Origin of the sequence: Janthinobacterium longum, from assembly GCF_051380735.1 — a bacterium.
Lineage (GTDB): Bacteria > Pseudomonadota > Gammaproteobacteria > Burkholderiales > Burkholderiaceae_D > Janthinobacterium.
In genome coordinates this window covers 23,876-47,860 of record NZ_JBNYXQ010000007.1, presented here as the reverse complement: position 1 = coordinate 47,860, position 23,985 = coordinate 23,876, and the positions used below count along the sequence as shown (strand labels likewise).

Annotated in this window: 23 protein-coding genes; 9 read left to right on the top strand and 14 right to left on the bottom strand. The window is 62.7% G+C overall.

Annotated features, from left to right (window positions below):
• Positions 1-72: 72 nt before the first annotated feature.
• The 8 genes from ACQ4WM_RS17745 to rsmB form a co-directional block, all read right to left on the bottom strand.
• A complete protein-coding gene (locus tag ACQ4WM_RS17745) occupies positions 73-1,353 on the bottom strand; it encodes an EAL and HDOD domain-containing protein (RefSeq protein ID WP_436548157.1) in 1,281 nt (426 codons plus the stop codon).
• Positions 1,354-1,482: 129 nt separating this feature from the next.
• Entirely contained in the window at positions 1,483-2,262 is a 780-nt protein-coding gene (locus ACQ4WM_RS17740; protein WP_436547983.1) for a class II glutamine amidotransferase, read from the bottom strand.
• 87 nt (positions 2,263-2,349) lie between these two features.
• Entirely contained in the window at positions 2,350-2,607 is a 258-nt protein-coding gene (locus tag ACQ4WM_RS17735) for a BTH_I0359 family protein (protein ID WP_308923806.1), read from the bottom strand.
• Positions 2,608-2,753: 146 nt separating this feature from the next.
• Entirely contained in the window at positions 2,754-3,167 is a 414-nt protein-coding gene (locus ACQ4WM_RS17730) for a GTPase (protein WP_436547982.1), read from the bottom strand.
• Entirely contained in the window at positions 3,164-3,886 is a 723-nt protein-coding gene (locus ACQ4WM_RS17725; protein ID WP_436547981.1) for a response regulator, read from the bottom strand. Before ACQ4WM_RS17725 ends, ACQ4WM_RS17730 begins: the two co-directional genes overlap by 4 nt.
• A gap of 114 nt (positions 3,887-4,000) precedes the next feature.
• Positions 4,001-6,283 (bottom strand): sensor histidine kinase, encoded by a 2,283-nt coding sequence (locus tag ACQ4WM_RS17720; protein ID WP_436547980.1) that lies wholly within the window; start codon positions 6,281-6,283, stop codon positions 4,001-4,003.
• Positions 6,283-6,804 carry a DUF4390 domain-containing protein gene (locus tag ACQ4WM_RS17715; RefSeq protein ID WP_436548156.1) on the bottom strand — a complete coding sequence of 174 codons (522 nt, stop codon included), beginning with the start codon at positions 6,802-6,804 and terminating at the stop codon, positions 6,283-6,285. The genes ACQ4WM_RS17720 and ACQ4WM_RS17715 overlap by 1 nt, the downstream gene beginning before the upstream one ends.
• A 76-nt stretch (positions 6,805-6,880) precedes the next feature.
• Entirely contained in the window at positions 6,881-8,302 is a 1,422-nt protein-coding gene (gene rsmB / locus ACQ4WM_RS17710) for a 16S rRNA (cytosine(967)-C(5))-methyltransferase RsmB (RefSeq protein ID WP_436547979.1), read from the bottom strand.
• Positions 8,303-8,632: 330 nt separating this feature from the next.
• On the opposite strand from rsmB, the gene argS reads away from it, so the two are divergent.
• From argS to ACQ4WM_RS17675, 7 genes are read left to right on the top strand one after another with little or no spacing between them, the layout of a single operon-like run.
• Entirely contained in the window at positions 8,633-10,342 is a 1,710-nt protein-coding gene (gene argS / locus ACQ4WM_RS17705; protein WP_436547978.1) for an arginine--tRNA ligase, read from the top strand.
• Positions 10,343-10,362: 20 nt separating this feature from the next.
• Entirely contained in the window at positions 10,363-11,088 is a 726-nt protein-coding gene (locus tag ACQ4WM_RS17700; protein ID WP_436547977.1) for an SPOR domain-containing protein, read from the top strand.
• A 19-nt stretch (positions 11,089-11,107) separates the two neighbouring features.
• Positions 11,108-11,779: a thiol:disulfide interchange protein DsbA/DsbL gene (locus ACQ4WM_RS17695; RefSeq protein ID WP_436547976.1), complete on the top strand. Its 672-nt coding sequence runs from the start codon at positions 11,108-11,110 to the stop codon at positions 11,777-11,779.
• A gap of 16 nt (positions 11,780-11,795) precedes the next feature.
• The gene (locus ACQ4WM_RS17690; RefSeq protein ID WP_436547975.1) at positions 11,796-12,584 is read left to right on the top strand and encodes an SDR family oxidoreductase; all 789 of its coding nucleotides are present in this window, start codon (positions 11,796-11,798) and stop codon (positions 12,582-12,584) included.
• A complete protein-coding gene (locus ACQ4WM_RS17685) occupies positions 12,581-13,375 on the top strand; it encodes a biotin--[acetyl-CoA-carboxylase] ligase (protein WP_436547974.1) in 795 nt (264 codons plus the stop codon). The genes ACQ4WM_RS17690 and ACQ4WM_RS17685 overlap by 4 nt, the downstream gene beginning before the upstream one ends.
• 4 nt (positions 13,376-13,379) lie before the next feature.
• Positions 13,380-14,126: a type III pantothenate kinase gene (locus ACQ4WM_RS17680; protein WP_436547973.1), complete on the top strand. Its 747-nt coding sequence runs from the start codon at positions 13,380-13,382 to the stop codon at positions 14,124-14,126.
• Entirely contained in the window at positions 14,120-14,797 is a 678-nt protein-coding gene (locus ACQ4WM_RS17675) for an SPOR domain-containing protein (protein WP_436547972.1), read from the top strand. Before ACQ4WM_RS17680 ends, ACQ4WM_RS17675 begins: the two co-directional genes overlap by 7 nt.
• 128 nt (positions 14,798-14,925) lie before the next feature.
• On the opposite strand, the gene ACQ4WM_RS17670 is transcribed toward ACQ4WM_RS17675, so the two are convergent.
• The 6 genes from ACQ4WM_RS17670 to ACQ4WM_RS17645 all read right to left on the bottom strand — a co-directional run bounded on the left by ACQ4WM_RS17670 (position 14,926) and on the right by ACQ4WM_RS17645 (position 21,778).
• On the bottom strand, positions 14,926-15,984 hold the full coding sequence (locus ACQ4WM_RS17670; protein WP_436548155.1) for a septal ring lytic transglycosylase RlpA family protein: 1,059 nt from the start codon (positions 15,982-15,984) through the stop codon (positions 14,926-14,928).
• Positions 15,984-17,099, bottom strand: coding sequence for a rod shape-determining protein RodA (gene rodA, locus ACQ4WM_RS17665; protein WP_436547971.1), 1,116 nt, complete (start codon positions 17,097-17,099; stop codon positions 15,984-15,986). The genes ACQ4WM_RS17670 and rodA overlap by 1 nt, the downstream gene beginning before the upstream one ends.
• An 8-nt stretch (positions 17,100-17,107) precedes the next feature.
• Positions 17,108-19,075: a penicillin-binding protein 2 gene (gene mrdA / locus ACQ4WM_RS17660; protein WP_436547970.1), complete on the bottom strand. Its 1,968-nt coding sequence runs from the start codon at positions 19,073-19,075 to the stop codon at positions 17,108-17,110.
• 12 nt (positions 19,076-19,087) lie between these two features.
• Positions 19,088-19,600, bottom strand: coding sequence for a rod shape-determining protein MreD (mreD, locus tag ACQ4WM_RS17655; protein ID WP_436547969.1), 513 nt, complete (start codon positions 19,598-19,600; stop codon positions 19,088-19,090).
• On the bottom strand, positions 19,597-20,631 hold the full coding sequence (gene mreC / locus ACQ4WM_RS17650; protein WP_436547968.1) for a rod shape-determining protein MreC: 1,035 nt from the start codon (positions 20,629-20,631) through the stop codon (positions 19,597-19,599). Before mreC ends, mreD begins: the two co-directional genes overlap by 4 nt.
• Positions 20,632-20,734: 103 nt before the next feature.
• Positions 20,735-21,778: a rod shape-determining protein gene (locus tag ACQ4WM_RS17645; RefSeq protein WP_010393186.1), complete on the bottom strand. Its 1,044-nt coding sequence runs from the start codon at positions 21,776-21,778 to the stop codon at positions 20,735-20,737.
• Between the two features lie 351 nt (positions 21,779-22,129).
• Between ACQ4WM_RS17645 and gatC the strand changes: the two genes are divergently transcribed.
• Positions 22,130-22,432, top strand: a complete 303-nt coding sequence (gene gatC, locus ACQ4WM_RS17640) for an Asp-tRNA(Asn)/Glu-tRNA(Gln) amidotransferase subunit GatC (protein WP_436547967.1) — start codon at positions 22,130-22,132, stop codon at positions 22,430-22,432.
• Positions 22,433-22,496: 64 nt separating this feature from the next.
• Positions 22,497-23,981, top strand: a complete 1,485-nt coding sequence (gatA, locus tag ACQ4WM_RS17635; RefSeq protein WP_436547966.1) for an Asp-tRNA(Asn)/Glu-tRNA(Gln) amidotransferase subunit GatA — start codon at positions 22,497-22,499, stop codon at positions 23,979-23,981.
• The last annotated feature ends 4 nt before the right edge of the window (positions 23,982-23,985 follow it).

Here is a 23,985-nt window from a genome sequence, read left to right as displayed (position 1 = left end):
GCAACCGTACGAAGGTACGGTGAGCATCGCAGGCCGCCTATACCGACGCGCAGTAGGTTTGGTCAGATGCCATCAGAGCGCATACCTTACTACGTTATCACTCCACTCGAACGCCGCCATTTCCAGCTCGACCAAGTCATCCGGCGACATCGCCAGGTCACGTAGCGTCGGCACGATTTCGCCTTCCATGTCGTCAATGCGTTCAATGCATTCTGCCAGGCGCAGCAAGTCGCCATAGAAGCCGCCGCGCGACAGCAGCGCTTCGGACACTTCGTCGATCACTTCGATACGGCTCAGGATATCGGCCATCGGCACGGCAAACAAAGTATCCATCAGCGACATGATGCCAACCGTAAAGGCGATATCGGCCGAGTGGGCGTGGTTAGGACGCAGTTTGCTTGCCAGCAATTCGAGCAGGCGACCGCGCGTGGTGGCCAGCATCAGCAGCGGCGTCATGCTGTGGCCGCGCTGGCCTGGCTCCGCATACAGCATGATCTGCAGCCAGCGCTGCAACTGGCGGCGGCCCAGCACGCTGACGGCCTGGCTCAGCGAATCGATGCGCTGGCGCGCGCCGACGGCGGGCGTATTGACCAGGCGCAGCAAATTCAGCGCCAGCGACACGTCGCGCTTGATGGCGCGCTCGATGTCCATATTGTCGGCGTCCGAGACGACCAGGGTCATCAGTTCCATTACGGCCAGCTGTGACGGCGACAGCTTCTTGCCCGTCATGATGGCGGGCTTGGCAAAGTAATAGCCCTGGAAGTAATCGAAACCGAGGTCCAGGGTAGACTTGAATTCTTCGCGCGTTTCAACCTTTTCGGCCACCAGTTTCTTTTGCTCGCCCTTGAAGCGCAGCGCCAGGCTGGTCAGGGTGGCAGGTTCGACCTTGCGCATGTCCATCTTGACGTATTGTGCCAAAGGCAGCAGCTCCTGCACTTGCGTCGTATCGGCCACCACGTTTTCCAGCGCAAACACAAAACCATGGCCGGCCAGTTCGCTGATGCGCGTGCGCAGTTCCGGCGTCACCTGCATCGATTCGACGATTTCCAGCACCACTTTTTCGCGCGGCAAAAAACTGAAGATGTCGCTCATGATCACGTCGGCGTCGACATTGACGAAACCGAGCGCGTCACCGACCACCTTTTCCATGCCCAGCTGCGAGGCATGGGCAATCACGCTGGCCGTGGCCGACAGGTCGCTGGTGATATTGGCAGGCCCGACCGGAGCGTTGCGAAATAGCAACTCATAGCCGAACAGGGCCTGGTTGCGGTCGAGGATGGGCTGTCGCCCCAGATAGAACTCGCGCACGCGCAAGGGTTTCGGGGTGATGTCGTTGCTGGAAATATCGATCATTAAATCTTCATCAATCACGTCGAGTGACACTGGCGGCGCCACGCCTGCGTCAGGGTTCACTATTGACCATACCTTGCGCCCGCGCTGTTGACTATTCTGGCAGCATTGCCCGGTATTGTCGTCAACAAATTAAATCACGGGCGCCTCTTGTACCGCGCCGTCTACAAACAGCTTCAATTCACCGGGCGCAAACGCCGTCCACTGCTCGTTGGTCGTCAATGGCTGCGTGACGATCACGGCCACCCGGTCCTGCGGCGTGGTAACCTGGGAAAAGTCCACGCTGAGGTCTTCGTCGGATAGTTTAGCAGTTGGAAACGGATGCTGTCGCACCAGATAGTGCAGGCTGGTCGAGCAATGGGCAAACAACGCCTCGCCGCTCGACAGCATCATGTTGAAGGTGCCGTGCGCTGCGATGCCGGGCAACAACTCGGCCAGCGCCGCATGCAGTTGCGACAAGGCGGGCGGCGCGTCGCCGAAGCGCGCGCGCAGCTCCTGCAGCAGATAGCAGAACGCCCGTTCGCTGTCGGTGCAGCCAACCGGCCGATAGCTGCCGTTCAGCACAGGATTGAATTGTTTCAAGTCGCCGTTGTGGGCAAATACCCAGTAGCGGCCCCACAGTTCGCGCACAAAAGGATGGCAATTTTCCAGCGCCACCTGGCCTTGCGTGGCCTTGCGGATATGCGCGATGACATTGCGCGACTTGATGGGATAGCGTTTGATCAGCTCGGCAACCGGCGAGGCGATGGCCGCCTGGTGATCAACAAAATGGCGCACGCCAGCGCCTTCGAAAAAGGCGATGCCCCAGCCGTCGTGGTGGGTATCGGTATGGCCGCCGCGCATGGCGAAGCCGGTAAAACTAAAGACAATGTCGGTCGGGACATTGCAATTCATTCCGAGAAGTTGGCACATGGTTTGTTTGCAGCACGATAAGCCGCCCACCATACCATGCACCCACGGGAATGGGTATGGCGGCGATAGCCACCAACCCCGAAACGATTAGTGCAGCAGCACCGGCTGGCTCATCAGGGAATCGTAGCTGCCGAGGAATTCATCAATTTCTTCCATCGTCGGTTCGCTGGCGATCAGCTCGCTCACATCGCGGCGAAAGTTTTGCGCCAACACGCCGGCGATAAAGGTTTCGCGCTTGCCGCTCTTGTCGACGATTTCATAGCCGCCGAAACGCAAGGCGTCCAGATTGCGGTCGGCGCCGAATTCCACGACGCTATATTGCTCGCTGTTATAGATCAGGTTCATTGTGCGTCCTTCGCTCAAGCAGGAGGAACTCCTGCGGTTTCAGAACAGAGGTGGGGACCAGGCCACGGCATTTCAAGCGCGATCCCGCTCTGCAGGGAAAGTAGTTGTAACGAGATGCAAACTGCGTGCAAACTGCGATCGGACGGTTACGGCAACAACGGGCTATCGGTGATGACCAGCTCGGGCTCCAGCGCCAGCCAGGCATCGTAAGGACTGGCGGCAAGCCAGTTGCGCAATTGCTCTATATGCGTGGCGTCTGCCAGGCTGATGAACAAATGCGCGGGCGGATGGCGCAGAAGACGATTCAATGTTACACGCAATACCAGATTGCCGCTGCAGCACAGGCAACCGGGTGCAATGCGCAGCAAATCCAAGGCGGCGGGAGGGGAAGTTTGTTCGGCCAGGTCGGCCAGGAGGGAGTTGCCGTCAGCCAATCCTTCGAGGATCACGGCATTGCTTTGCTGCGGTGGCAAGGCTAGGGCAATGATAGCCTCGCGATCGCTGGCGCGGCCACCGCTGACCAGGGTCAGCGGCGTCAAGGGCCGCGCCGGGGCTGTCACAGGTTTTTCTTGGCCAGCTTGCCCGGTTCGACGCCCAGTTGCTTGAGCTTGCGGTACAGATGGGTACGTTCCAGGCCCGTCTTTTCCGCCACGCGGGTCATGCTGCCGCCTTCGCGACCCAGGTGGTGTTCGAAATACATGCGTTCGAAGGCGTCGCGCGCCTCGCGCAGCGGCAGGTCGAACGACAGATTGTAGCCATGGCCTTCGGCCTGGGCCGGTGCGGCGATACCTGGACGCACCATCATCTGTTGCGGCGCGCTGCCGCCAAAGCTCGGCACGGGATGGCTGCTGCTTTCTTCGACCGGAGCGCTGACTACCGGGCGCGGCGCAGCGGCCGGCGCGCGCACGGTTTCCTGGGCGCGGCTCAGGCCTTGCTGCACGGCTTTCAACAATTTTTGCAGGGCAATCGGTTTTTCCAAAAAGTTGAGCGCGCCGATGCGCGTCGCTTCGACCGCCGTATCGATTGTGGCGTGGCCCGACATCATGATCACCGGCATGGTCAGCAAGCCATCGCGCTGCCATTCCTTGAGCAGTGTCACGCCGTCGGTATCGGGCATCCAGATGTCCAGCAGCACCAGGTCGGGCGCACCGGCGGCGCGTGCTTCGCGCGCCTGCTGCGCATTTTCGGCCAGCTGGATAGCATGGCCTTCGTCACCCAGTATCTCCGAGAGCAACTCACGGATACCCATTTCATCATCCACTACGAGTATGTTTGCCATTCGTGTCTTGCCTTCCTCATTTCGCCGCCCCGCGCACCCAAACGGCACGCGGCGGACAACTATGATTTTATTGGTGTTTTAGATACTAAACCAGACGTGTTCGCCAGCAACATGCTATGCCACAGCGTCGGGAGCTAACTTTAACAGCAAAATGACAACTGAAGCGCCACTGCTGTCCTCGCGATTCTCGATATCGATGCGCCCACCGTGCTCATCGATAATTTTCTTCACCATCGCCAGGCCCAGGCCCGTGCCGCGCGCCTTGGATGTGACATACGGCTCAAACGCGCGCGCCAGGATCTTTGGTGCGAAACCGGGGCCGTTATCGGTGATGGCCATGCGCACGGCGACGTTCACGCCACCGTCCGCACTGCGATAATGAATTGCTTCGGTGCGTACGTCAATGCGGGGACGGGGACTACCCTGAGGCAAATCCGTCATCGCGTCCTGCGCGTTCTGCAGCAGGTTGTGGATCACCTGGCGCAGCTGGGTCGGATCGCCCATTACCATCGGCAGCTCAGGCGCCAGCACCGGGTGGATAATGTCGCCGTCGTCGCCGCCCAGGTAGAGGTTCAGTATCTCTTCGATCAGCTCGTTCAGGCGCAGCGGCGCAAGCACTGCCGGCGGCGTACGCGCGTAGTCGCGGAAGTCGTCGACCATGCGCTTCATCGCATCGACCTGCTTGACGATGGTGCTGGTGGCGCGGCCCAGCAGGTCGGCGTCACTTTGCTCCAGCTTGCCTTCGAGCTTCATCTGCAAGCGTTCGGCCGACAGCTGGATCGGCGTCAGCGGGTTCTTGATTTCATGCGCCAGGCGGCGCGCCACCTCGCCCCAGGCGATCGAACGCTGGGCCGAAATCACGTCGGAAATATCATCGAACACGACAATATAGCCGCTGCCGGACTCCACCGGCAGGCGCGAGCCGCGCGCCAGCAAGGTAATGTCGTGCTCGTCAGCACTGCTGCCCGGACGGCGTGGAATCTCGATCTGGCGCTGCCAGTGCAATCGCTGCTGCAGGTTGCGCCCGGACGCTGACTGCGCGCTCTGCGCCGAAAAGGCGCTGACGATGGCCGTGCCGAATTCCTCGATGCCGGAAATACTCGTCAGGGGCTGGCCCACCATCGTCACACCCGCGTGCTGCAAGATACGCTCCACCGAATCATTGCAGGTAACGAGCTTGAAGTCACCATCGAGCACCATGACGCCGGCCGACATATTGGCCAGTACCGATTCCAGGTGAGCCTTGGCGTTTTGCAAGGCAGTGCGATTGCTTTCCACTGCCGTGCGTGCGTCGAGCAGCTGGCGCGTCATGATATTGAACGACTGCGTCAGGGTGCCCAGCTCGTCGCGCGAGGCAACGATAGGACGCGGCGACAGGTCGCCCTCGGCTACCGCGCGCGTGCCTTCGGCCAGCAGCAGCAGCGGCTGGGCCAGCTTGCTGGCAATCAGGAAAGCGCTGCCGATGGCGCCGAAAATCGCCAGCAGCAAAGTAAGGGTAAGAATTTCCATGTACATCTTGCGCAAGCCCTCGCGCGCCACAAAACGTTCCTTGTATTCGCTGTAGGCGCCGCGCAGCATCTCGCCATTGGTGGCCAGCTTGGGCGGCACCGTTTGCAGCAATTGCAGGTAGCGTGGCGATACGGATGGCCCCGGCACGGCCACCAGCACCCGCAGGCGCAGGCTGGCAGTTGCGTCCGTCCCCTGCGGGGCGGGGCGCATGCCACCACCGCCCGATTCCGTGCCATCGTCATGCAACTCGGGGCCGCCCTCGGCCGAGGCATAGCCAGCCGGCAACGCTGCCTGCGCCAGCATGGCCGAGCTGGGCAGGTCAGCGCCACTGTGCGGGCCGGCGCTGGCCAGCAGCACGCCGTCACCGCTGACGATCATGACGTTCTGCATGCCCTCTTCGCGCAGCAGGCTGGTCAGCACAGCGGGCGCGGCAGCGGGGTCGCTGCGCATGTCGGCCACCGCCTTCTTGCCGCGCTGGTCCAGTTCGACCAGCGCCGCGTCCAGCCCGGCGCGTCCCAGTTCCAGGCCCGATTCCAGCGCAGCTTCAATCTTCACGTTGAACCACGATTCGATCGAGTGCGAGACAAACTGCAGGGAAACCAGAAAGATGACCAGGCCGGGCAGGATGCCGACGGCGGCAAACAGCATCACCAGACGCATCATCAGCCTGGAGCCGAACTTGCCGCTTTTGTAGCGGGCATACAGCCGCGCCAGTGAAATGCTGACCAGCGCCAGCAAGGACACGGCAACGGCAGCGTTCAGGCCCAGCAGCCAGGTGTAATAGCGGTCGAAAAAACCGGAATTGTCGGAAGCCGACGCCAGCAGGAACAGCAGGATGCTGACGATGCCGCCGCCCACCACCAGCAGATAGCGCAATGCCTGGGTCACTACTCGGCCGTATACAAAAAGGTTTTTTTGTTCGAAGCCAGGCGCCAGTCGCTGTTGTTGAAGGCGTTGACCTGGATCGGCTTGGGCAGGTAATCGCGGTCCATGCCCATGCGCAAGGTGACGTTATAGGTCTGCCCCACTTTCAGCGCGCCGCGCGCCGCCACCAGCCAGCGGCTGGGCCGCCGGATCAGGAACAGCGCGTCGTCCAGGGTGGCGAAGCTTTGCTGCAAGCCGCCCAGCGACACGTGATACTGGCGCGTCAGCACGTTGTACGACAGCCGGCTGGTCTGGCGCGCAACAATCGCCTTCTCGTCGAACCAGTACCAGCGCGGCCGGGTCAGTTCGATTTCCGTCGTGAAAAACAGCGGCACGCCATGCTGCACAGCGTCGTCGAGGTCGTGATTGAGGTCGAAGGAATAACTGGCCGCCAGCTTGTAGCCTTCGTCGCTCGCTTCGATATAGGCACGGGTGATCTCGACCACATCGGCGGCATGCGCGCGTGGCGCCAGGCATGCCAGCATCAGCAACAGAGTCAGGAGGCGGAAAAATGTCACAAGCGTGCCGGTCGTATCCGTGGAAAAAGGGGCGACAAATCGCTCAAGCCGCATTTTTTTGAAATAGCGCATAGAACAAACCGTCATGGTCCTGTTCCGCGCTGCCGGTCGGCAACAGCTGGCCAGGGGCTGTCAAACGGGTCGCATTATTGCGCACCGCAAATGCTGCCGCTTGTGCTTCGGACTCTTGCGGCCACAATGAACAAGTCACGAACAACAATTTACCATCGGGGCGCAGCATCTGCCACAGATTGTCCAGAATTTTCGAGGAAAGTGTTGCAAGTTGCAAAGCGTCACCCTTGCGGCGCAGCCAGCGGATATCCGGGTGGCGGCGCACGATGCCCGAGGCCGTGCACGGCACGTCGGCCAGGATGCGGTCGTACTGCTGGCCGTCCCACCAGGCGCTCGATTGCGCATCCTGCGCCTTGAGGGTGGCGTGCAGGCCCAGGCGTTCCAGGTTTTCGGCGATGCGCGGCAGGCGCTTGGCGTCGGCGTCGATGGCCGTGACGTGTACGTCAGCCAGTTCCAGGAGATGGCAGGTCTTGCCGCCGGGCGCGGCGCAGGCGTCAAGCACGCGCATGCCGTCCTGCAGATCGAGCAGCGGCGCGGCCAGCTGCGCGCCGGCATCCTGCACCGACACCACGCCCTGCTCGAAACCGGGGATCAGGGCCACGCCGACCGGCTTGTCCAGGCGCACGGCAAACGGCCCCACCTGGCGCGCAGCGATGCCGGCGTCAGCCAGCACGGCCAGGTAAGCTTCCACCGTGCTCTTGCGGCGATTCACGCGCAGGGTCAGTGGCGGCACCGCATTGCCGGCCGTCAAAATGGCTTGCCAGTCGCGCGGATAGGCCACGCGCAGCGCGTCGATCCACCACTGCGGATAATTCCATTGTGCCAGCGGCTGCTGCAAGGCCGCCTCGAGCAGGGATTTGCGTTCTCGCAGAAAACGGCGCAGCACGGCGTTGACCATGCCCTTGGCGTGCGCCAGGTCGGGGTGCGAGGTGGCCACCGTGACGGCCTGGTCGACCACCGTAAATTCTTCATACGGCTGCTCGCCGGGCTCGGCCGACATCAGGGACAGTGCGCAGCACAGCAGCGCGGCCAGCATCGGCGGCTCGGGCGCCTTGGAAGTCATCAGGCCGACCAGGGTTTCGCTGCGGCCCAGCTGGCGCATGGTGCGATACGAAATATCCTGGATCGCGCCGCGCGCCTGGGCGCTGGCGTCAGACTGTGCAAACACCTTGGCCAGCGCTTGCGGCAGGGCCGTGCCGGTGCGCACTTGCGCCACGGCATTGGCCGCGCCCAGCAGGCAAAAAGCCAGCGAATCGGCGCGCAGGTCGGGTTGGAAGCCTGGCTGCAAGACAGGTTTCAGGTCAGGGTGGTAGCTGGGACGCAATTTTGCGGCGACTGGCGCGGCGGCAGGCGCTGGCCTGGTTTTCAGTTTCAGCGTGGGGCGCTTGTTCATAAATTATCCGGTGTGGCTGCGCGCGGCGGAATCATCACGGCCGCGCGTCATCGTAAAGGAACGATTGTAGCGTTTGTCAGGCCCTCTGCACCAAGCGATTGCAGCGATCCGGGCAATTCGCTGCAAAAAAGTGCATATATACAAGCGGAACTGGCCAGGTTGATGTTTTCATGCACCAGTGAACGACGCGCCACCCTGCCCTGCGGCGTATTGTTCCAGCCGGCAAACCAGTATAATTACTGCAGTCCGGGCGACGGCATCGACCTTCGTCCGTTTTGCTTTCTGATTCATTCTATTCAATCTTAACGCGGTTCCACCGCCATCCTGCTCATGCTCGCCCAACAGAAACAAGAAATCATCGCCCTGTTCCAGGCCGCCCTCGCTCCCGTCCTGGCCGGCACTTCGCTTGCGCCTGCCGTGGTGCTGGAGCGACCACGCGACGCATCGCATGGCGACGTCGCCTGCAATATCGCCATGCAACTGGCCAAGCAGCTGAAACAGAATCCGCGCGAACTGGCGCAAACCATCGTCACGGCCGTGCTGGCCAACCCGGCCGGCAAGGGCCTGGTCGAGGCGGTGGAAATCGCCGGCCCCGGCTTTATCAACGTGCGCGTGTCGAACGCGGCCAAGCAGGCGGTCGTCAAGACCATTCTCGCCGAAGGCGCCAATTACGGGCGCAGCACGGCAGGTGCCGGCAAGCAGGTGATCCTGGAATTCGTCTCGGCCAATCCGACCGGCCCGCTGCACGTCGGCCACGGCCGCCAGGCGGCGCTGGGCGACGCGCTTTCTTCCTTGTTCGACGCCCAAGGCTACCAGGTCACGCGCGAGTTCTATTACAACGACGCCGGCGTGCAGATCCAGACCCTGGCTACCTCGGTACAGGCGCGCGCACGCGGCTACAAACCGGGCGACGCCGAGTGGCCCGAGTCAGCCTACAACGGCGACTACATCCTGGAAATCGCCGACGATTTCAAGGCCGGTAAAACGGTCTCGGCCAGCGACGGCCAGCCTGCCACCGCGAATGGCAATATCGAGGACATTGATTCGATCCGCCCGTTTGCCGTCACCTATTTGCGCAACGAACAGGACATCGACCTGCAGGCCTTTGGCGTGAAGTTCGACAATTACTATCTTGAATCGTCGCTGTACAAGGACGGCAAGGTCAACAGCGCCGTGGAGACTCTGGTCAAGGCCGGCCACACCTATGAACAGGACGGCGCGCTGTGGCTGCGCACCACCGACTATGCGGACGACAAGGACCGCGTGATGCGCAAGACCGACGGCACCTACACGTATTTCGTGCCGGACGTGGCGTATCACCTGGTCAAGTGGCAGCGCGGTTTCGTGCAGGCGATCAATATCCAGGGCAGCGACCACCACGGCACCATCGCACGCGTGCGCGCCGGCCTGCAGGCGCTCGACATGGGCATCCCGCAAGGCTACCCCGACTACGTGCTGCACAAGATGGTTACCGTGATGAAGGATGGCGAAGAGGTGAAAATCTCGAAACGCGCCGGCTCCTATGTCACCGTGCGCGACCTGATCGAATGGTCGGGCGGCGGCGATATCGCCAAGGGCCGTGACGCCGTGCGCTTCTTCCTGATCTCGCGCAAGGCCGACACCGAATTCGTGTTCGACGTCGATGTGGCCTTGAAAACCACCGATGAAAATCCGGTCTATTACGTGCAGTATGCGCATGCGCGCATCTGCCGCATCCTGGAAAACTGGGGCGGCGACGAGGCCACCATCGCTGGCGCCGATTTGTCGTGCCTGAGCGCGCCGACCGAAGCGACGCTGCTGGCAACCCTGGCCGCCTACCCGGAAATGCTGGCGCGCGCGCAAGCCGAACTGGGGCCGCACCAGGTGGCGTTCTACCTGCGCGACCTGGCCGCCAACCTGCACAGCTTCTATTTCGCGGAAAAAGTGCTGGTCGAGGACGAGGCCGTGAAAATGGCTCGGCTGGCGCTGGTACTGGCCGCGCGCCAGGTGTTGCGCAACGGCCTGGCACTGATCGGCGTCTCCGCGCCAAACAAAATGTAATTACAAAGGTCTGAACCTTCATGAATCAAGCTTCCCGCTTCATTTCGAGCCGCCGCCAGCAGGGCAACACGCTGGTCGGCATCATTATCGGCCTGGTGGTCGGCCTGGGCATCGCCGTGGTGGTGGCGCTGGTGATCTCCAAAGGCAATTCGCCGTTCACCGACAAGTCGGGCAAGGCTGGCAAGTCAACCGAGCCTACGCCAGGCCAGATTGCCGACCCGAACAAGCCGATGTATGGCAACAAGGAAGCGGCGCGGGAAGCGGCGCGCGATTTCTCGAAGGAGCCACGCGAACTGGCCTTGCCGGGCCAGATCACGGCGCCGGCCGCACCACCTACCACGCCACGGCCACCTCCACCGGACGCGCTGCAGGAATTGATCGGCACCCTGAAAGACAAGCCGGCGCCGAAAGCCACGGTGGCAACGGCGCCGGCGGCAACTGCGGCGCCAGCAGCAGCACCGGCACCAGCCACAGCGCCGGCGCAGGCCAAGGCCGATGCCGCCAGCGACAAATGGATTTATTATCTGCAGGCTGGCGCCTTCCGTGACATGGACGACGCTGAAAGCACGCGCGGCAAACTGGCTTTGCTGGGCTTTGAAGCAGCCATCAGCGACCGCAGCACCGATGCCGGCGTGCTGCACCGCGTGCGTATCGGCCCCTTCAACCAGGTCGATGCCATGAACCGCGCGCGCACCAAACTGTCCGACAACGGCATCGATGTCGCCGTGGTCAGGAATTCCAAATAAGCCGAAAGAAGGAAGCAGCATGCGTTTTCTGAAAAAAGTATTGTTGGCCGCCGCCCTGTGCGGCGCCGCTGCGGGCGCCTTTGCCTCGCCGGCCGAGCCGAAAAATGGCGTCGAATATGAAACCCTGGCCACCGCGCAGCCGACCGAAGCGGGCAAGAAGATCGAGGTGACGGAATTCTTCGCCTATTACTGCCCGCATTGCAATGCGCTGGAACCGCAACTGGCGGCGTGGGTGAAGAAACAGGGCGACAATATCGTCTTCAAGCGCGTGCACGTGTCGCGCGACCCCAGCGTGGCGCCGCAACAGCGGCTGTTCTTCACCTTGCAGGCGATGGGCTTGCTTGATCAGTTGCATGCCAAGGTGTTCCACGCCATGCATGTGGAGCACAACCGCCTGAACACCGATGAGGCCGTGTTCGACTTCGTTGCCAGGCAGGGCGTGGACCGCCAGAAGTTCATCGATACCTACCGCTCGATGGGCATTTCCGGCCGCATTCGCCACGCCGACTCCATGATGCAAGGCTATAACGTCACCTTCTGGCCGATGATCGCCATCGATGGCCGCTACATCACTTCGCCATCGCAGGCCGACCAGGCCAGCCAATCGGCGAAGAACGAAGAACAGCTGAACGCCCAGGCCTTGACGGTCATGGACGTGCTGGTGGCCAAGGCCAAAGCGGAAAAGAAATAGACGTGAGCATCAGCTGATGCAAAGCGTCTTCATCACCGGCGCATCGAGCGGCCTGGGCGCCGCGCTGGCGCGCCAGTACGCCAGCGAAGGCGCGCAACTGGGCCTGCTGGCCCGCCGCGGCGAGGCGCTCGATCAACTGATCGCGTCCCTGCCCCGACCCGGGTTGCACCGCGCCTACGCCGTTGATGTGTGCGACCACGCCGCCGTGCAGCAGGCGGCCGATGCGTTTCTGGCCCATGCAGGGCGCATTGACGTGGTGATCGCCAGCGCCGGCGTCTCGGTGGGCACCCTGACCGAACATGCGCAAGACCTGTCGGTGTTTGCCCGGGTCATGGCCATCAACGTCACCGCCACCGCAGCCACCTTCGCGCCGTTCATCGCCGCCATGAAGGCACAAGGCAGTGGCCGCCTGGTCGGTATCGCCAGCGTGGCCGGCATCCGCGGCTTGCCGGGCGCCGAAGCCTACAGCGCCTCGAAAGCGGCCGTGATCAGCTACTGCGAATCGCTGCGCCTGGAACTCAAACCGGCCGGCATCAGGGTGGTCACCATTACGCCCGGCTATATCGACACGCCGATGACGCGCCACAACGCCTACCGCATGCCGTTCCTGATGCCGGCCGAAGCGTTTGCGCTGCGCGCTGCACGCGCGATTCGCCGTGGCGACAGCTATCGCGTGATTCCCTGGCAGATGGGTGTGGTGGCCAAGCTGCTGCGCCTGCTGCCCAATGCCGTCTACGACCTGGCGTTTGCCAACGCCCCCCACAAAGCGCGCCAGTCTTCGACGGACAAGCAGCCACTCCCATGACCTTTCACTCTGATCTGAACAGCGCAGCCATCGCCGCGCTTTGCGCCGCCGGCGCGTCCCATGTCGCCATCGAAGTGGTAGCCGAAACCGGCTCGACCAATGCCGACCTGCTGGCGCGCTGCGCGCAGCTGGCCGGCCCCACGCTGCGCATCGCCGGCCAGCAAACGGCGGGCCGGGGCCGCGCGGGAAGGCCGTGGCTGTCGCAGGCTGACGCCAGCCTGATGTTCTCGCTGGCCTGGCGCTTCAAGGGGCCGCTGCACGCGCTGGTCGGCTTGCCCCTGGCCGTCGGCGTGGCGCTGGCCGAAACCATAGGCGCACTGGGCGTGGCGGTGCAACTCAAATGGCCGAATGACTTGCTCAAGGACGGCAGCAAGCTGGCCGGCATCCTGGTCGAAACCCGGCAGGCAGAAGACGACGGCGTGTGGGCCGTGATCGGCTGCGGCATCAACCTGACCATGCCCGATGCGCTGGAACAGCAGATCGGGCGCAGCGTGTCGGCCGTGCCCTGGCTGGCGCAGATGGAGCGAAACGCGCTGGTTGCCGCCTTGCTCAGCCGCCTGGCCGGCGTGCTGGCTGAATTTGACGATACCGGTTTTGCGCCGTTTGCCGAACGCTGGAACGCCTTGCATGCCTGGCAGGGCCAGGAAGTGAAAATCCTCGACAACGGCCAGCCGCTGCAGCAAGGGAAAGCTGCCGGCGTCGACCGGCTGGGCCGGCTGCAGCTGCAAACCGAGGCCGGCCTGGCAGACATCATGTCCGGCGATGTCTCCTTGCGCCTGGTGCAGGAGTAAGCGCATGCTATTGCTGATCGACGCGGGCAATACCCGCATCAAATGGGCGCTGGTAGCGCACGGCGCACCGCTGGGCGGCTGGCTGGCCAGCGGCGCGGTGGCGCATGCGCAGCTCGATACCCTAAGGCCGCATTGGGCGCCACTTGCCATCACCGAGGTGCTGCTGTCGAACGTGGCAGGTGCATCGATCGGTTCGCGCCTGCGCGCCATGCTGCCCGTTCCAGCCCATGATTTTGTATCGCTGCCGCAACTGGCCGGCGTGCGCAACGGCTACCGCAACCCGGCCCAGCTCGGTTGCGACCGCTTTGCCGCCGCCATCGGTGCGCGCACGCTGGCGCCGGATCAAGCCGTGATCGTCGCCAATTGCGGCACCGCCACCACCATCGATGCCATCACCGCAGACGGCGTGTTTTTGGGCGGCATGATACTGCCGGGACTGGCCCTGATGGCCAGCTCGCTGGCGCGCAATACGGCGCAGTTGCCGCAGATCGCCGATGCCGCCCCGCTGCCAGCCGGCTTTGCCGACAATACCGACGACGCCATCCTGTCGGGCTGCCTGGCGGCGCAAACCGGCGCCATCGAGCGCGCCGTGCGCATGCATGGCGCGCAAGCCTGTCTGCTGTCGGGGGGCGCCGCGCCACGCATCGCCCGGACGCTGGCATTGCCGTTTCAACTGGTGGACAATATCGTCATGCTCGGCTTGCAGACAGCAGCCAGGGCAAACCGTGCGCAAGGAACACAACCATGCTGAAATTCGTCTTCTGGCTGCTGGCCGCCATCAACCTGCTGGTACTGGCCATCGGCCAGGGCTACCTGGGCAGCTTTCGCACCGAAACGCGCGAACCGGCACGCCTGAAAAACCAGTTGCACGCCGAAAAATTCACCTTGCTGACACCAGCCCGGGCGACCATGCCGGCCGAAGCTGCAACGCCGGCCCCGGCACCCGCCGCGCCGCAGGTGTTCGCATGCACCGAAGTGGGCAACTTCGTGCTGGCCGATGCACGCAAGTTCGAAGCCATGCTGGAACCGTTGAGCCTGGGCGAGCGCCAGTCGCGCTACAACGTGGCCGGCCAGGATATTTCCAGTTATATGGTGTTCATTGCGCCGCAAGGCAGCAAGGAAGGCGCCGACCGCAAGGCCGGTGAACTCAAGCAGCTGGGCGTGACGAATTACTTCATCATGGGCGAAGGCAGCCCACAGCGCTGGGGTATTTCACTGGGTGTGTTCAAGTCGGAAACCAGCGCACAAAGCCATCTGGCGTCGCTGCAGAAACAGGGCGTGCACAGCGCCCGAGTGGCGCCGCGCTACAGCGCCAGCAAGCAGCTCGCCTACCAGTTCCGCAACCTCGACGCGGCCACGCGCACGCGGCTGGCCGAGATCACGAAACAGTTCGACCAGCAGGAACTGCGCAGCTGCAAATAAGTACCTGATCAAACCTACTGCGCGTCGGTATCGACAGCCTGCGATGCTCACTGTGCTCCAGCACAGTTGCGCTTCTCAGCCGCCGCTCCCTTGCGCTCGCTACGGTTTGATCAGGTACTTGTACACCATCAACGTTCAATCACGATCGGCTTGACGCCCGCCGATGCCGGCAGGCTGGCCGCCGCGCGCGCCGCATCGGCGCGGCTGGTGAAGGGGCCGCCGTACAAACGGAACAGAGGGCCGGCCGGCACCACATCGAGATTGCCCAGCATCTGCGCATACGGCGCCAGCTGCGCGCGGCCCGCTTCCGCATTGTCTGCACGCGAGTAGGCGCCCAGCTGCAGATAAAAGCCGGTGGCGAGCGCGCTGGGCGCGGGCGCCGCCACGGTCGAGTCGACCATCGCCATGCTGGTGATTTCCGGCTGTACGACGGCACCCATTTCCGGTTCGCTCTCAGGCGGCGTATCGATCGACCTGGCCACCACCGACGGCACCGGTTTCGGCGCAGCGCGGACCGCCAGGATGGCATCGATCTGGGCCGGCAGCAGCCGCTCGACGAGCACCTGGTGGCTGCCCTTGCCGAGGAAACCCAGTTTCAGCGCCGCCGTGTACGACACGTCGATCACGCGCGTGGGGTGGAACGGCCCACGGTCGTTGATGCGCACGATCACCTGTTCGCCGCTTTCGAGGCTGGTCACGCGCGCATACGACGGAATCGGCAAGGTCGGGTGGGCGGCCGTCATCTTGTACATGTCGTAGATTTCGCCTGACGAAGTGCGCTGGCCGTGGAATTTCTTGCCATACCAGCTACCCGTGCCGCGCTGGGTAAATGGCTCGTTGTCGGTGATCGGCGTATAGGTCTTGCCGAACACCACGTAGGGACGATTCGAGCGCGTCGAATAGGGCTCGTTGCGCACTTCCGCATCGGGCACGTCGCGCAGGTTGGCCGGCGGATTGTCGCCCGGGCCATCGTCCTTGTAATAGCCGCCACGGCCGGAGCCGGCGGCCGGCAAGACCGGCATGGTCGGGTCCTGGCGCACGGGAATCTTCACCTTGCCAGCGTGCGGCATGCTGACATTGCCGGACTTTTGCGGCGCCGTGCCGCAGGCAGCCAGTGTCAGCAGCACCGCCAGCTGCATGGCAAGACCCGGACCGCGCGCATGCAAGGTGTCGAGAGGCGCGCGCATCACGTCTGCACCAGCTTGCGGTGGCGTTGTATGCTCATCAGGATGCCGGTGGCCACGCCCAGCGTGATCAGGGCGGTGCCGCCATAACTGAGGAAAGGCAAGGGCACGCCGACCACCGGCAGGATGCCGCTGACCATGCCCATGTTGACGAAGGCGTAAGTAAAGAAAATCATGGTAATCGCTCCTGCCAGCAGGCGAGTGAAAAAACTGGGGGCATTGGCGGCGATCATCAGGCCGCGGCCCACCAGCAGCAAATACATCAGCATCAGGATCAGATTGCCGACCAGGCCGAATTCCTCGGAATACACGGCAAAAATAAAGTCGGTGGTACGTTCTGGCACGAAATCCAGGTGGGCCTGGGTGCCGTGAGTCCAGCCCTTGCCCGTGATGCCGCCCGAACCGATACCGATAATCGACTGGATGATGTGAAAACCCTTGCCCAGCGGGTCCTTGGTCGGGTCGATCAGCATCATCACGCGGTCGCGCTGGTAGTCATGCATGTGCGACCAGGCGATCGGCAGGTAGCAGCTGACGGCAATCGCCAGCCCCAGCATGATACGCCACGGCAGGCCGGCCAGGAAAATCACCGTAAAGCCGGCCGCCACCACCAGCAGCGAGGTGCCCAGGTCGGGCTGGCGCGCAATCAGGTAAACAGGCGCGAGCAGCAGCACGGCCGCAATGGCGAACGACTGCCAGCGCAGGGCGCCCGCATTGTGCTGGAAGAACCAGGCCAGCATCAGCGGTGCGGCGATCTTCAAAAATTCCGACGGCTGGATATCGATCACGCCGATATGCAGCCAGCGCCGCGCACCGAGCTTGATGGTACCGAACAGCGCCACGGCAATCAAGAGCAGCACCGCAATCGTATACGCGGGCACGGCGATGCGCATCATCATCTGCGGCGTCACATTGGCCGTCAGCCACATGACGAAAAAGCACAGCACGATATTGCGCAGGTGGTCTTCGATCTTGCCCGGAATGCCGAGACTGGCCGACGCCAGCGTCAGCAAGCTCGTTGCCAGCAGCATCAGGATGATCAGCATCAGCGGCGGATCGAATACCGCCAGATAAGGTTTGGCGCGCCGCCACAGCGAGCGCCGTTCGTTAATGGACATGCGTTTCCTTATTGCGTCGCAGGCGGCGTGCCGCCCTGTTCATCCGTGATTTCTTCGAGCGTGCGCACTTCGTCGACGTCTTCCTTCGGCACCTTGGTGGTGTCCCGGTCCTTTTCGCCCGGGCGCTTGCCCAGCAAATAGTAGTCGAGCGCCTTGCGCGCGATTGGCGCGGCCACGCCGGCGCCAAAGCCGGCGTTCTCGACCACGATGGTCAGTGCGATGCGCGGCTTGTCGGCTGGCGCAAAGGCGCTAAACAAGGCGTTGTCGCGCAGCCGCTCGGCCAGCAACTTGGCATTGTACTTCTCGTTCTTCTTGATGCCCACGACCTGAGCGGTACCGGTCTTGCCACCCACCGTGTACTGCACACCGGCAAAGATCTTGGCAGCGGTGCCGCCAGCCTCGCTGGTCACGCCGACCATGGCGCGCTTGATGACGTCGATGTTTTCCTGTTTCAGGGGGATGCGATAGCTTTCCTTCGCCACCGTCAGGGTGCGCGCGCGCGTGGCGGGGTCTTCGATGATCTTCACCAGGTGCGGCTTCATCACCACGCCGTTATTGGCCAGTACCGCCGTCGCGTGGGCGATCTGCAGCGGCGTATAGGAATTGTAGCCGGAGCCATTGCTGACCGAAATCGTGTCGCCGCCCACCCATTTCTTCTGCTGCGCCGTCTTGAAGCGGTTGCGCTTCCACTCCGTCGACGGCAGCACGCCGGTCTTTTCGTTATTCAGGTCGATGCCCGTCAGCTGGCCGAAGCCGAACGGCTTCATGAAGTCGTGGATGGCGTCGATGCCCATGTCGCGGCCCAGCTGGTAATAATAGGTATTGCACGACACGACGATGGACTTGTGCATGTCGACCGTGCCATGGCCGCCGACCTTGTCGTCCCTGAACTTGTGGCCACCCAACATGAAAAAACCGGGATCCGAGATAGACTGGCTAGGCGTGCGCTTGCCCAGTTCCAGCGCAGCGAGCGCCATGAAGGGCTTGAAGGTGGAACCGGGCGCATAGGTGCCGGACAAGGGCCGGTTGACCATCGGCCGGTCCAGCGAAGTATTCAATTCATTCCAGCTTTGCTGATCGATGCCGTCGACGAACAGGTTCGGGTCATAGCCGGGCTTGGACACATAGGCCAGGATATCGCCGGTGACCGGGTCGATCGCCACGGCCGCGCCGCGCCATTCGCCGAACGCTTCTTCCATCACTTTCTGCAGCTCGATATCGATCGACAGGATCAGATTCTTGCCGGGCACCGCAGCCGTACGCGACAAGGTGCGCATGGCGCGCCCGCCGGCCGACACTTCCACCTCTTCGTAGCCGGTGGTGCCGTGCAGCTGCTTCTCGTAGCTTTTTTCCAGGCCTTCCTTGCCGATATGATCGGTGCCGTTGTAGTTGGCGGCGTCGTCGCCCTCTTCCAGCGCCTTCGATTCATTGCGGTTGATGCGGCCGATAAAACCCACCACGTGCGAGGCCACTTCGCCCATCGGATACTGGCGGAACAAGCGCGCCTGCACTTCGACACCGGGAAAGCGGAAGCGGTTGGCCGAAAAACGCGCCACCTCCTCTTCGGTCAGGCGGGTGCGCAGCGGCACGCTGACGAAGTTTTTCGATTCTTCCAGCAGCTTCTTGAAGCGGCGGCGATCCTTGATGTCAACCTGCACCAGGGTCGAGAGTTCATCGATTACGGAGTCCAGACTGGCGCTCAGTTTGGAGGGCGTAATTTCCAGCGTAAACGCCGAATAATTGCGCGCCAGGACCACGCCGTTGCGGTCGAGGATCAGGCCGCGCGTGGGCACGATGGGCACCAGTGCAATGCGATTGTCCTCGGCCTTGGTGGCGTAGTCTTCGTGCTTGATCACCTGCAGCCAGATAAAGCGCGCCAGCAGCAGAGAAAAGCAGACAAACACCAGCGCGCCCAAAATCGTCAGGCGCAGCCGGAAGAAATGCAGTTCGCGCTCGGTATTTTGAAGTTCAGTCATGACGGCTCACGGTCAGATCGGCCGGTTATGGTCGCGGTCCACGGCGCGGCGTTGTGGCGCCAGCAGCATCCAGGTAATGATGGGCCACAGGATCACGGCGATAAAGCTCTCGATGAAATTGAGCCAGCCCGGGGAGCGTCCCGAGACGATCAGCCGCGTCACCAGTTGCAGTGCCTGCGTCAGCAGCAGCAGCGGCAACACGTGCAGCGCCTGCGTCATGACGGGAAACCACAGCACGCGGCGGTGCATCATGATGGCGAAATAGGACAGCAAGGTATAGGCCAGCGCATTTTCACCGAGCAGTGTCGAATCGTGCACGTCCATCATCAGGCCCATGAAGAAGGCTACGCCGATGCCGACCTTGCGCGGCTGGTGGATGCCCCAGAACACCAGCACCAGCGCGACAAAATCGGGCACGCCGACAAAATGCCCCCAGGGCAGCAGGTTCAGCAGGAAAGCGCACAGCAGCGAAAAGCCGATAAACAGAGGGCTGACCGGCAGCAGGATGTAATGCGGGCGGTTCATCGCGTGGTCTCCGTCGGCGCGGTGGCCGGCTTGGCAGCCGGTGCCGGTGCCGTGGCCGCAGGTGCAGTGGCCGCCGGTGCGGTGCCTGGCGTGGTGGATGGGGCAGCGGCCGGCTTGGGTCCCTCCTTGATCGGCGCCATCTTGCCGGCGATCTTGCGGCCGACCTTGATTTCTTCGACCGGCGGGCGCGGCGGGATGTCGGGCGACGAGGTCAATATCAGCAACTGCGTATTGCGCTCGATGCCGGCCAGCGGCTGGCACACCACGCGGCCGAACGGACCGTGCGCATTGCGCTCGACCAGGGTCACGCGCGCCACCGCCAGGCCGGCCGGGTACAGGCCGTCGAGGCCGGACGTAATCACGATATCGCCGATCTGGATATCGGCCGTCGGTTCGGTAAAGCGCAGCTCCATGGTGCCGGACTTGCCGCGACCGTAGGCCACGCTGCGCACGCCGGTGCGCAGCAGCTGCACGGGAATCGCCTGCTCTTCATCGGTCAGCAGGGTCACTTCGGAGGTAAACGGGAAGACGCGCGTAACCTGGCCCACCACGCCCAGGTTGTCGATCACGGGCCGGCCCAGCTCCACGCCGTTCTGGATACCGCGGTCGAGCACGATCTTGCGGCTGGCCGCATCGCGCGTGTCGTACAGAATTTCGGCCAGCATGGATTTGACCGGCACGCGCTCGCGCGCTTCCATCAACTTGCGCAGATGGTTGTTTTCCACGATATTGAGCTGCGCCTGCTGCAGGATCTGCGCCGAGGCAATCTGTTCATGCTTGAGGTCGCGCACCTGTTTTTCCAGCGCCGACAGCGAGGAAAAATACGTGCCGACACCAAGCGCCACGTCGCGCGGCACCAGCGCCGCCATCTGCACCGGATACAGCACGGTGCCGACCGCCTGGCGCACGGCGGTCAGCGCGTGCATGCGCGAATCGACCAGCAGCAAGGCGATCGAAATGCCGGCGAACACCATCATCTTGACGCGGGCGGAGGCGCCCTGTTTGAAAAGTGGCGGAGGACTGTATTCCATGACTTCCAATAATCAGGCCAGGCGCAAAGCGCCAACGTGCGGACCCCGGTGCAACCCCGGCGCCAGAACCGGGCCGGATACTGTTCCGGCCTTTTCCGTCAGATTATTCGTAGGAGAAGATCGAGCCGAGCTTGTCCATACGTTCCAGCGCCATGCCGGAACCGCGCACCACGCAGGTCAGCGGGTCTTCGGCCACCAGCACCGGCAGGCCGGTTTCTTCCATCAGCAAGCGGTCCAGGTCGCGCAGCAGTGCACCGCCGCCGGTCAGCATCATGCCTTTTTCGGCGATGTCGGCGCCCAGTTCCGGCGGTGTCTGTTCCAGTGCGTTTTTCACGGCCGAGACGATATTGTTCAGCGGGTCGGTCAGCGCTTCGAGAATCTCGTTGGACGAAATGGTAAACGAGCGCGGGATGCCTTCGGACAGATTGCGGCCCTTGACTTCCATCTCTTTCACTTCCGAACCCGGGAAGGCCGAACCGATGGCCTTCTTGATCGCTTCGGCCGTCTGTTCGCCGATCAGCATGCCGTAGTTGCGGCGGATGTAATTGACGATGGCTTCGTCAAACTTGTCGCCACCGACGCGCACCGAACCTTTGTACACCATGCCGCCGAGCGAAATAATGCCCACTTCGGTGGTGCCGCCGCCGATGTCGACCACCATCGAGCCGGTCGCTTCCGACACCGGCAGGCCGGCGCCGATGGCTGCAGCCATCGGTTCTTCGATCAGATAGACCTGCGAAGCGCCGGCGCCCAGCGCCGATTCGCGGATCGCGCGGCGTTCCACCTGGGTCGAGCCGCACGGCACGCAAATGATGATGCGCGGCGACGGGCGGAAGAATTTCGAGTCGTGCACCATGCGGATAAACTGCTTGAGCATCTGTTCGGTGACGGTGAAATCGGCGATCACGCCATCTTTCATCGGACGGATCGCTTCGATATTGCCCGGTACCTTGCCCAGCATCTGCTTGGCTTCCTTGCCGACCGCCTGGATGGTTTTCTTGCCATTCGGGCCGCCTTCCTGGCGAATTGCGACCACTGACGGTTCGTCCAGGACGATGCCGAGGCCGCGTACATAAATCAGAGTGTTGGCCGTGCCCAAGTCAATGGCCAGATCGGTGGAGATATACCTGCGTAAAAAACCAAACATGAGTGTCCTGTAGCGCATCGAGCTGCGCAAAAGCTGTTTATGGGGAGTTTCAAAGCGGGCGCTTTCAGGCTCCTTCGAAAACCCGTACAGGCGTTTTTCGGCGGTTCGCTTGGCGCTTGCGCAATCGTTTCTATGCTGCGGCAGCAGTCCATCAGCGCCGGCAACGCATTAACCCGCCATTCTACCTTATAATTTGAATGCGATTTGCCCAAAAACCATGGAAAAGTGCGACTCCAGCCGCCGCGAGTTAGGCGGCATTCCGGAGTTTTTGTGAGCAAAAGAGCAGTAAATACCCGCGCTTTATCAAAGCGCCAACTTAAATTCTATGAGCGTCCCCGCGCGCCTTTCGCCATGTCCCTGACACTCTCCGATGTAAAACGCATTGCCCATTTGGCACAACTTGACATGGCCGACGACCAGGCCGCCACGTCCTTGGCCCAATTGAATAAAATTTTTGCGCTGGCAGAACAAATGCAAGCCGTCGATACCGATGGCGTGGCGCCGCTGAGCCACCCGCTGGCCGCCCATATGGACAATATCGCGCTGCGTCTGCGCGAAGACCAGGCCACCGAAACCAATCACCGCGACGACTACCAGGCCGTGGCGCCGAAAGTCCAGGACGGGCTGTACCTGGTACCGAAAGTGATTGAATAAGGCGGCGCTCGCCCTTTACGCTCCCGCTCTCGCCCATTTGCTCAATACACCAACTAGAAACGCCATGCATACAAAATCCCTCAAACAGCTGTCCGCGCTCTTGCAGAACAAGGAAATTTCCGCCGTGGCACTGGCGACGCATTTCCTCGACCGCATCGCCGCCGACGGCTCGAACGCCTTTTTGCACGTCGACCGCGCGCTGACCCTGGCGCAAGCCGAAGCGGCCGATGCGCGCATCGCCGCCGGCACCGCCACCGCCCTGACGGGCGTGCCGATCGCCCACAAGGATTTGTTTGTAACGAAAGGCTGGCGCACCACGGCCGGCTCGACAATGCTGGCCGATTACGTCAGCCCGTTTGACGCCACGGTGGTGGAAAAATGCCTGGCGGCCGGCATGGTCAGCCTGGGCAAGGTCAATTGCGACGAATTCGCCATGGGTTCCGGCAATGAAAACTCGGCCTTCGGCGCTGTGAAAAACCCGTGGGACGCCACCGCCGTGCCGGGCGGCTCGTCCGGTGGGTCGGCCGCCGCCGTCGCTGCACGCCTGACGCCGGCCGCCACCGGCACCGACACGGGCGGCTCGATCCGCCAGCCGGCGGCCTTTTGCGGCATTACCGGCATCAAGCCCACCTATGGCCGCGTGTCGCGCTTCGGCATGATCGCGTTTGCCTCCTCGCTGGACCAGGGCGGCCCGATGGCCCAGACTGCCGAAGACTGCGCGCTGCTGCTGAACGTGATCGCCGGCTTCGACGAACGCGATTCGACCAGCCTGACGCCGGAACAGGGCGGCGTGGCAGAAGACTTTACGCGCCAGCTCGAGCAACCATTGACGGGCCTGCGCATCGGCGTACCGCGCGAATACTTCGGCGAGGGACTGGCAAAAGACGTGGAAGCGGCCGTGCGCGGTGCGCTGGCGCAATACGAACAACTGGGCGCGACCCTGGTCGACATCTCGCTGCCAAACACGGCGCTGTCGATTCCTGCCTACTACATGATCGCGCCGGCCGAAGCATCGTCCAACCTGTCGCGCTACGACGGCGTGCGCTACGGCCACCGTGCCAGTACCTACAAAGACCTGCAGGACATGTATAAGAAAAGCCGCGCTGAAGGCTTTGGCGCCGAGGTCAAGCGCCGCATCATGGTCGGCACCTATGTGCTGTGCCACGGCTATTACGACGCCTACTACCTGAAAGCGCAAAAGATCCGCCGCCTGATCGCGCAGGACTTCGACGCCGTGCTCAATGGCCCGAACGCCGTGTGCGACGTGATCATGGGGCCAGTCGCACCGACCGTGGCCTGGGACCTGGGCGACAAGACCGATGACCCGGTGGCTGCCTACCTGGCCGACATCTACACCCTGTCGACCAGCCTGGCCGGCCTGCCCGGCATGTCGATTCCGTGCGGCTTCGGCGCTGGCGAGAAGAACAGCCGCCGTCCGGTGGGCCTGCAAATCATCGGCAATTACTTTGGCGAAGCCAGGCTGCTGAACGTGGCCCACCAGTACCAGCTGGTAACGGACTGGCACACGCGCGCGCCTGCCGGCGTTTAACTAG

Bases quoted from the DNA above. Each gene is read 5' to 3' on its own strand.
- ACQ4WM_RS17745 (WP_436548157.1), bottom strand. From the start codon at position 1,353: ATGATCGATATTTCCAGCAACGACATCACCCCGAAACCCTTGCGCGTG.
- ACQ4WM_RS17740 (WP_436547983.1), bottom strand. From the start codon at position 2,262: ATGTGCCAACTTCTCGGAATGAATTGCAATGTCCCGACCGACATTGTC.
- ACQ4WM_RS17735 (WP_308923806.1), bottom strand. From the start codon at position 2,607: ATGAACCTGATCTATAACAGCGAGCAATATAGCGTCGTGGAATTCGGC.
- ACQ4WM_RS17725 (WP_436547981.1), bottom strand. From the start codon at position 3,886: ATGGCAAACATACTCGTAGTGGATGATGAAATGGGTATCCGTGAGTTG.
- ACQ4WM_RS17715 (WP_436548156.1), bottom strand. From the start codon at position 6,804: ATGCTGGCATGCCTGGCGCCACGCGCGCATGCCGCCGATGTGGTCGAG.
- rsmB (WP_436547979.1), bottom strand. From the start codon at position 8,302: ATGAACAAGCGCCCCACGCTGAAACTGAAAACCAGGCCAGCGCCTGCC.
- argS (WP_436547978.1), top strand. From the start codon at position 8,633: ATGCTCGCCCAACAGAAACAAGAAATCATCGCCCTGTTCCAGGCCGCC.
- ACQ4WM_RS17700 (WP_436547977.1), top strand. From the start codon at position 10,363: ATGAATCAAGCTTCCCGCTTCATTTCGAGCCGCCGCCAGCAGGGCAAC.
- ACQ4WM_RS17695 (WP_436547976.1), top strand. From the start codon at position 11,108: ATGCGTTTTCTGAAAAAAGTATTGTTGGCCGCCGCCCTGTGCGGCGCC.
- ACQ4WM_RS17690 (WP_436547975.1), top strand. From the start codon at position 11,796: ATGCAAAGCGTCTTCATCACCGGCGCATCGAGCGGCCTGGGCGCCGCG.
- ACQ4WM_RS17685 (WP_436547974.1), top strand. From the start codon at position 12,581: ATGACCTTTCACTCTGATCTGAACAGCGCAGCCATCGCCGCGCTTTGC.
- ACQ4WM_RS17680 (WP_436547973.1), top strand. From the start codon at position 13,380: ATGCTATTGCTGATCGACGCGGGCAATACCCGCATCAAATGGGCGCTG.
- ACQ4WM_RS17675 (WP_436547972.1), top strand. From the start codon at position 14,120: ATGCTGAAATTCGTCTTCTGGCTGCTGGCCGCCATCAACCTGCTGGTA.
- ACQ4WM_RS17670 (WP_436548155.1), bottom strand. From the start codon at position 15,984: ATGCGCGCGCCTCTCGACACCTTGCATGCGCGCGGTCCGGGTCTTGCC.
- rodA (WP_436547971.1), bottom strand. From the start codon at position 17,099: ATGTCCATTAACGAACGGCGCTCGCTGTGGCGGCGCGCCAAACCTTAT.
- mrdA (WP_436547970.1), bottom strand. From the start codon at position 19,075: ATGACTGAACTTCAAAATACCGAGCGCGAACTGCATTTCTTCCGGCTG.
- mreD (WP_436547969.1), bottom strand. From the start codon at position 19,600: ATGAACCGCCCGCATTACATCCTGCTGCCGGTCAGCCCTCTGTTTATC.
- mreC (WP_436547968.1), bottom strand. From the start codon at position 20,631: ATGGAATACAGTCCTCCGCCACTTTTCAAACAGGGCGCCTCCGCCCGC.
- ACQ4WM_RS17645 (WP_010393186.1), bottom strand. From the start codon at position 21,778: ATGTTTGGTTTTTTACGCAGGTATATCTCCACCGATCTGGCCATTGAC.
- gatC (WP_436547967.1), top strand. From the start codon at position 22,130: ATGTCCCTGACACTCTCCGATGTAAAACGCATTGCCCATTTGGCACAA.
- gatA (WP_436547966.1), top strand. From the start codon at position 22,497: ATGCATACAAAATCCCTCAAACAGCTGTCCGCGCTCTTGCAGAACAAG.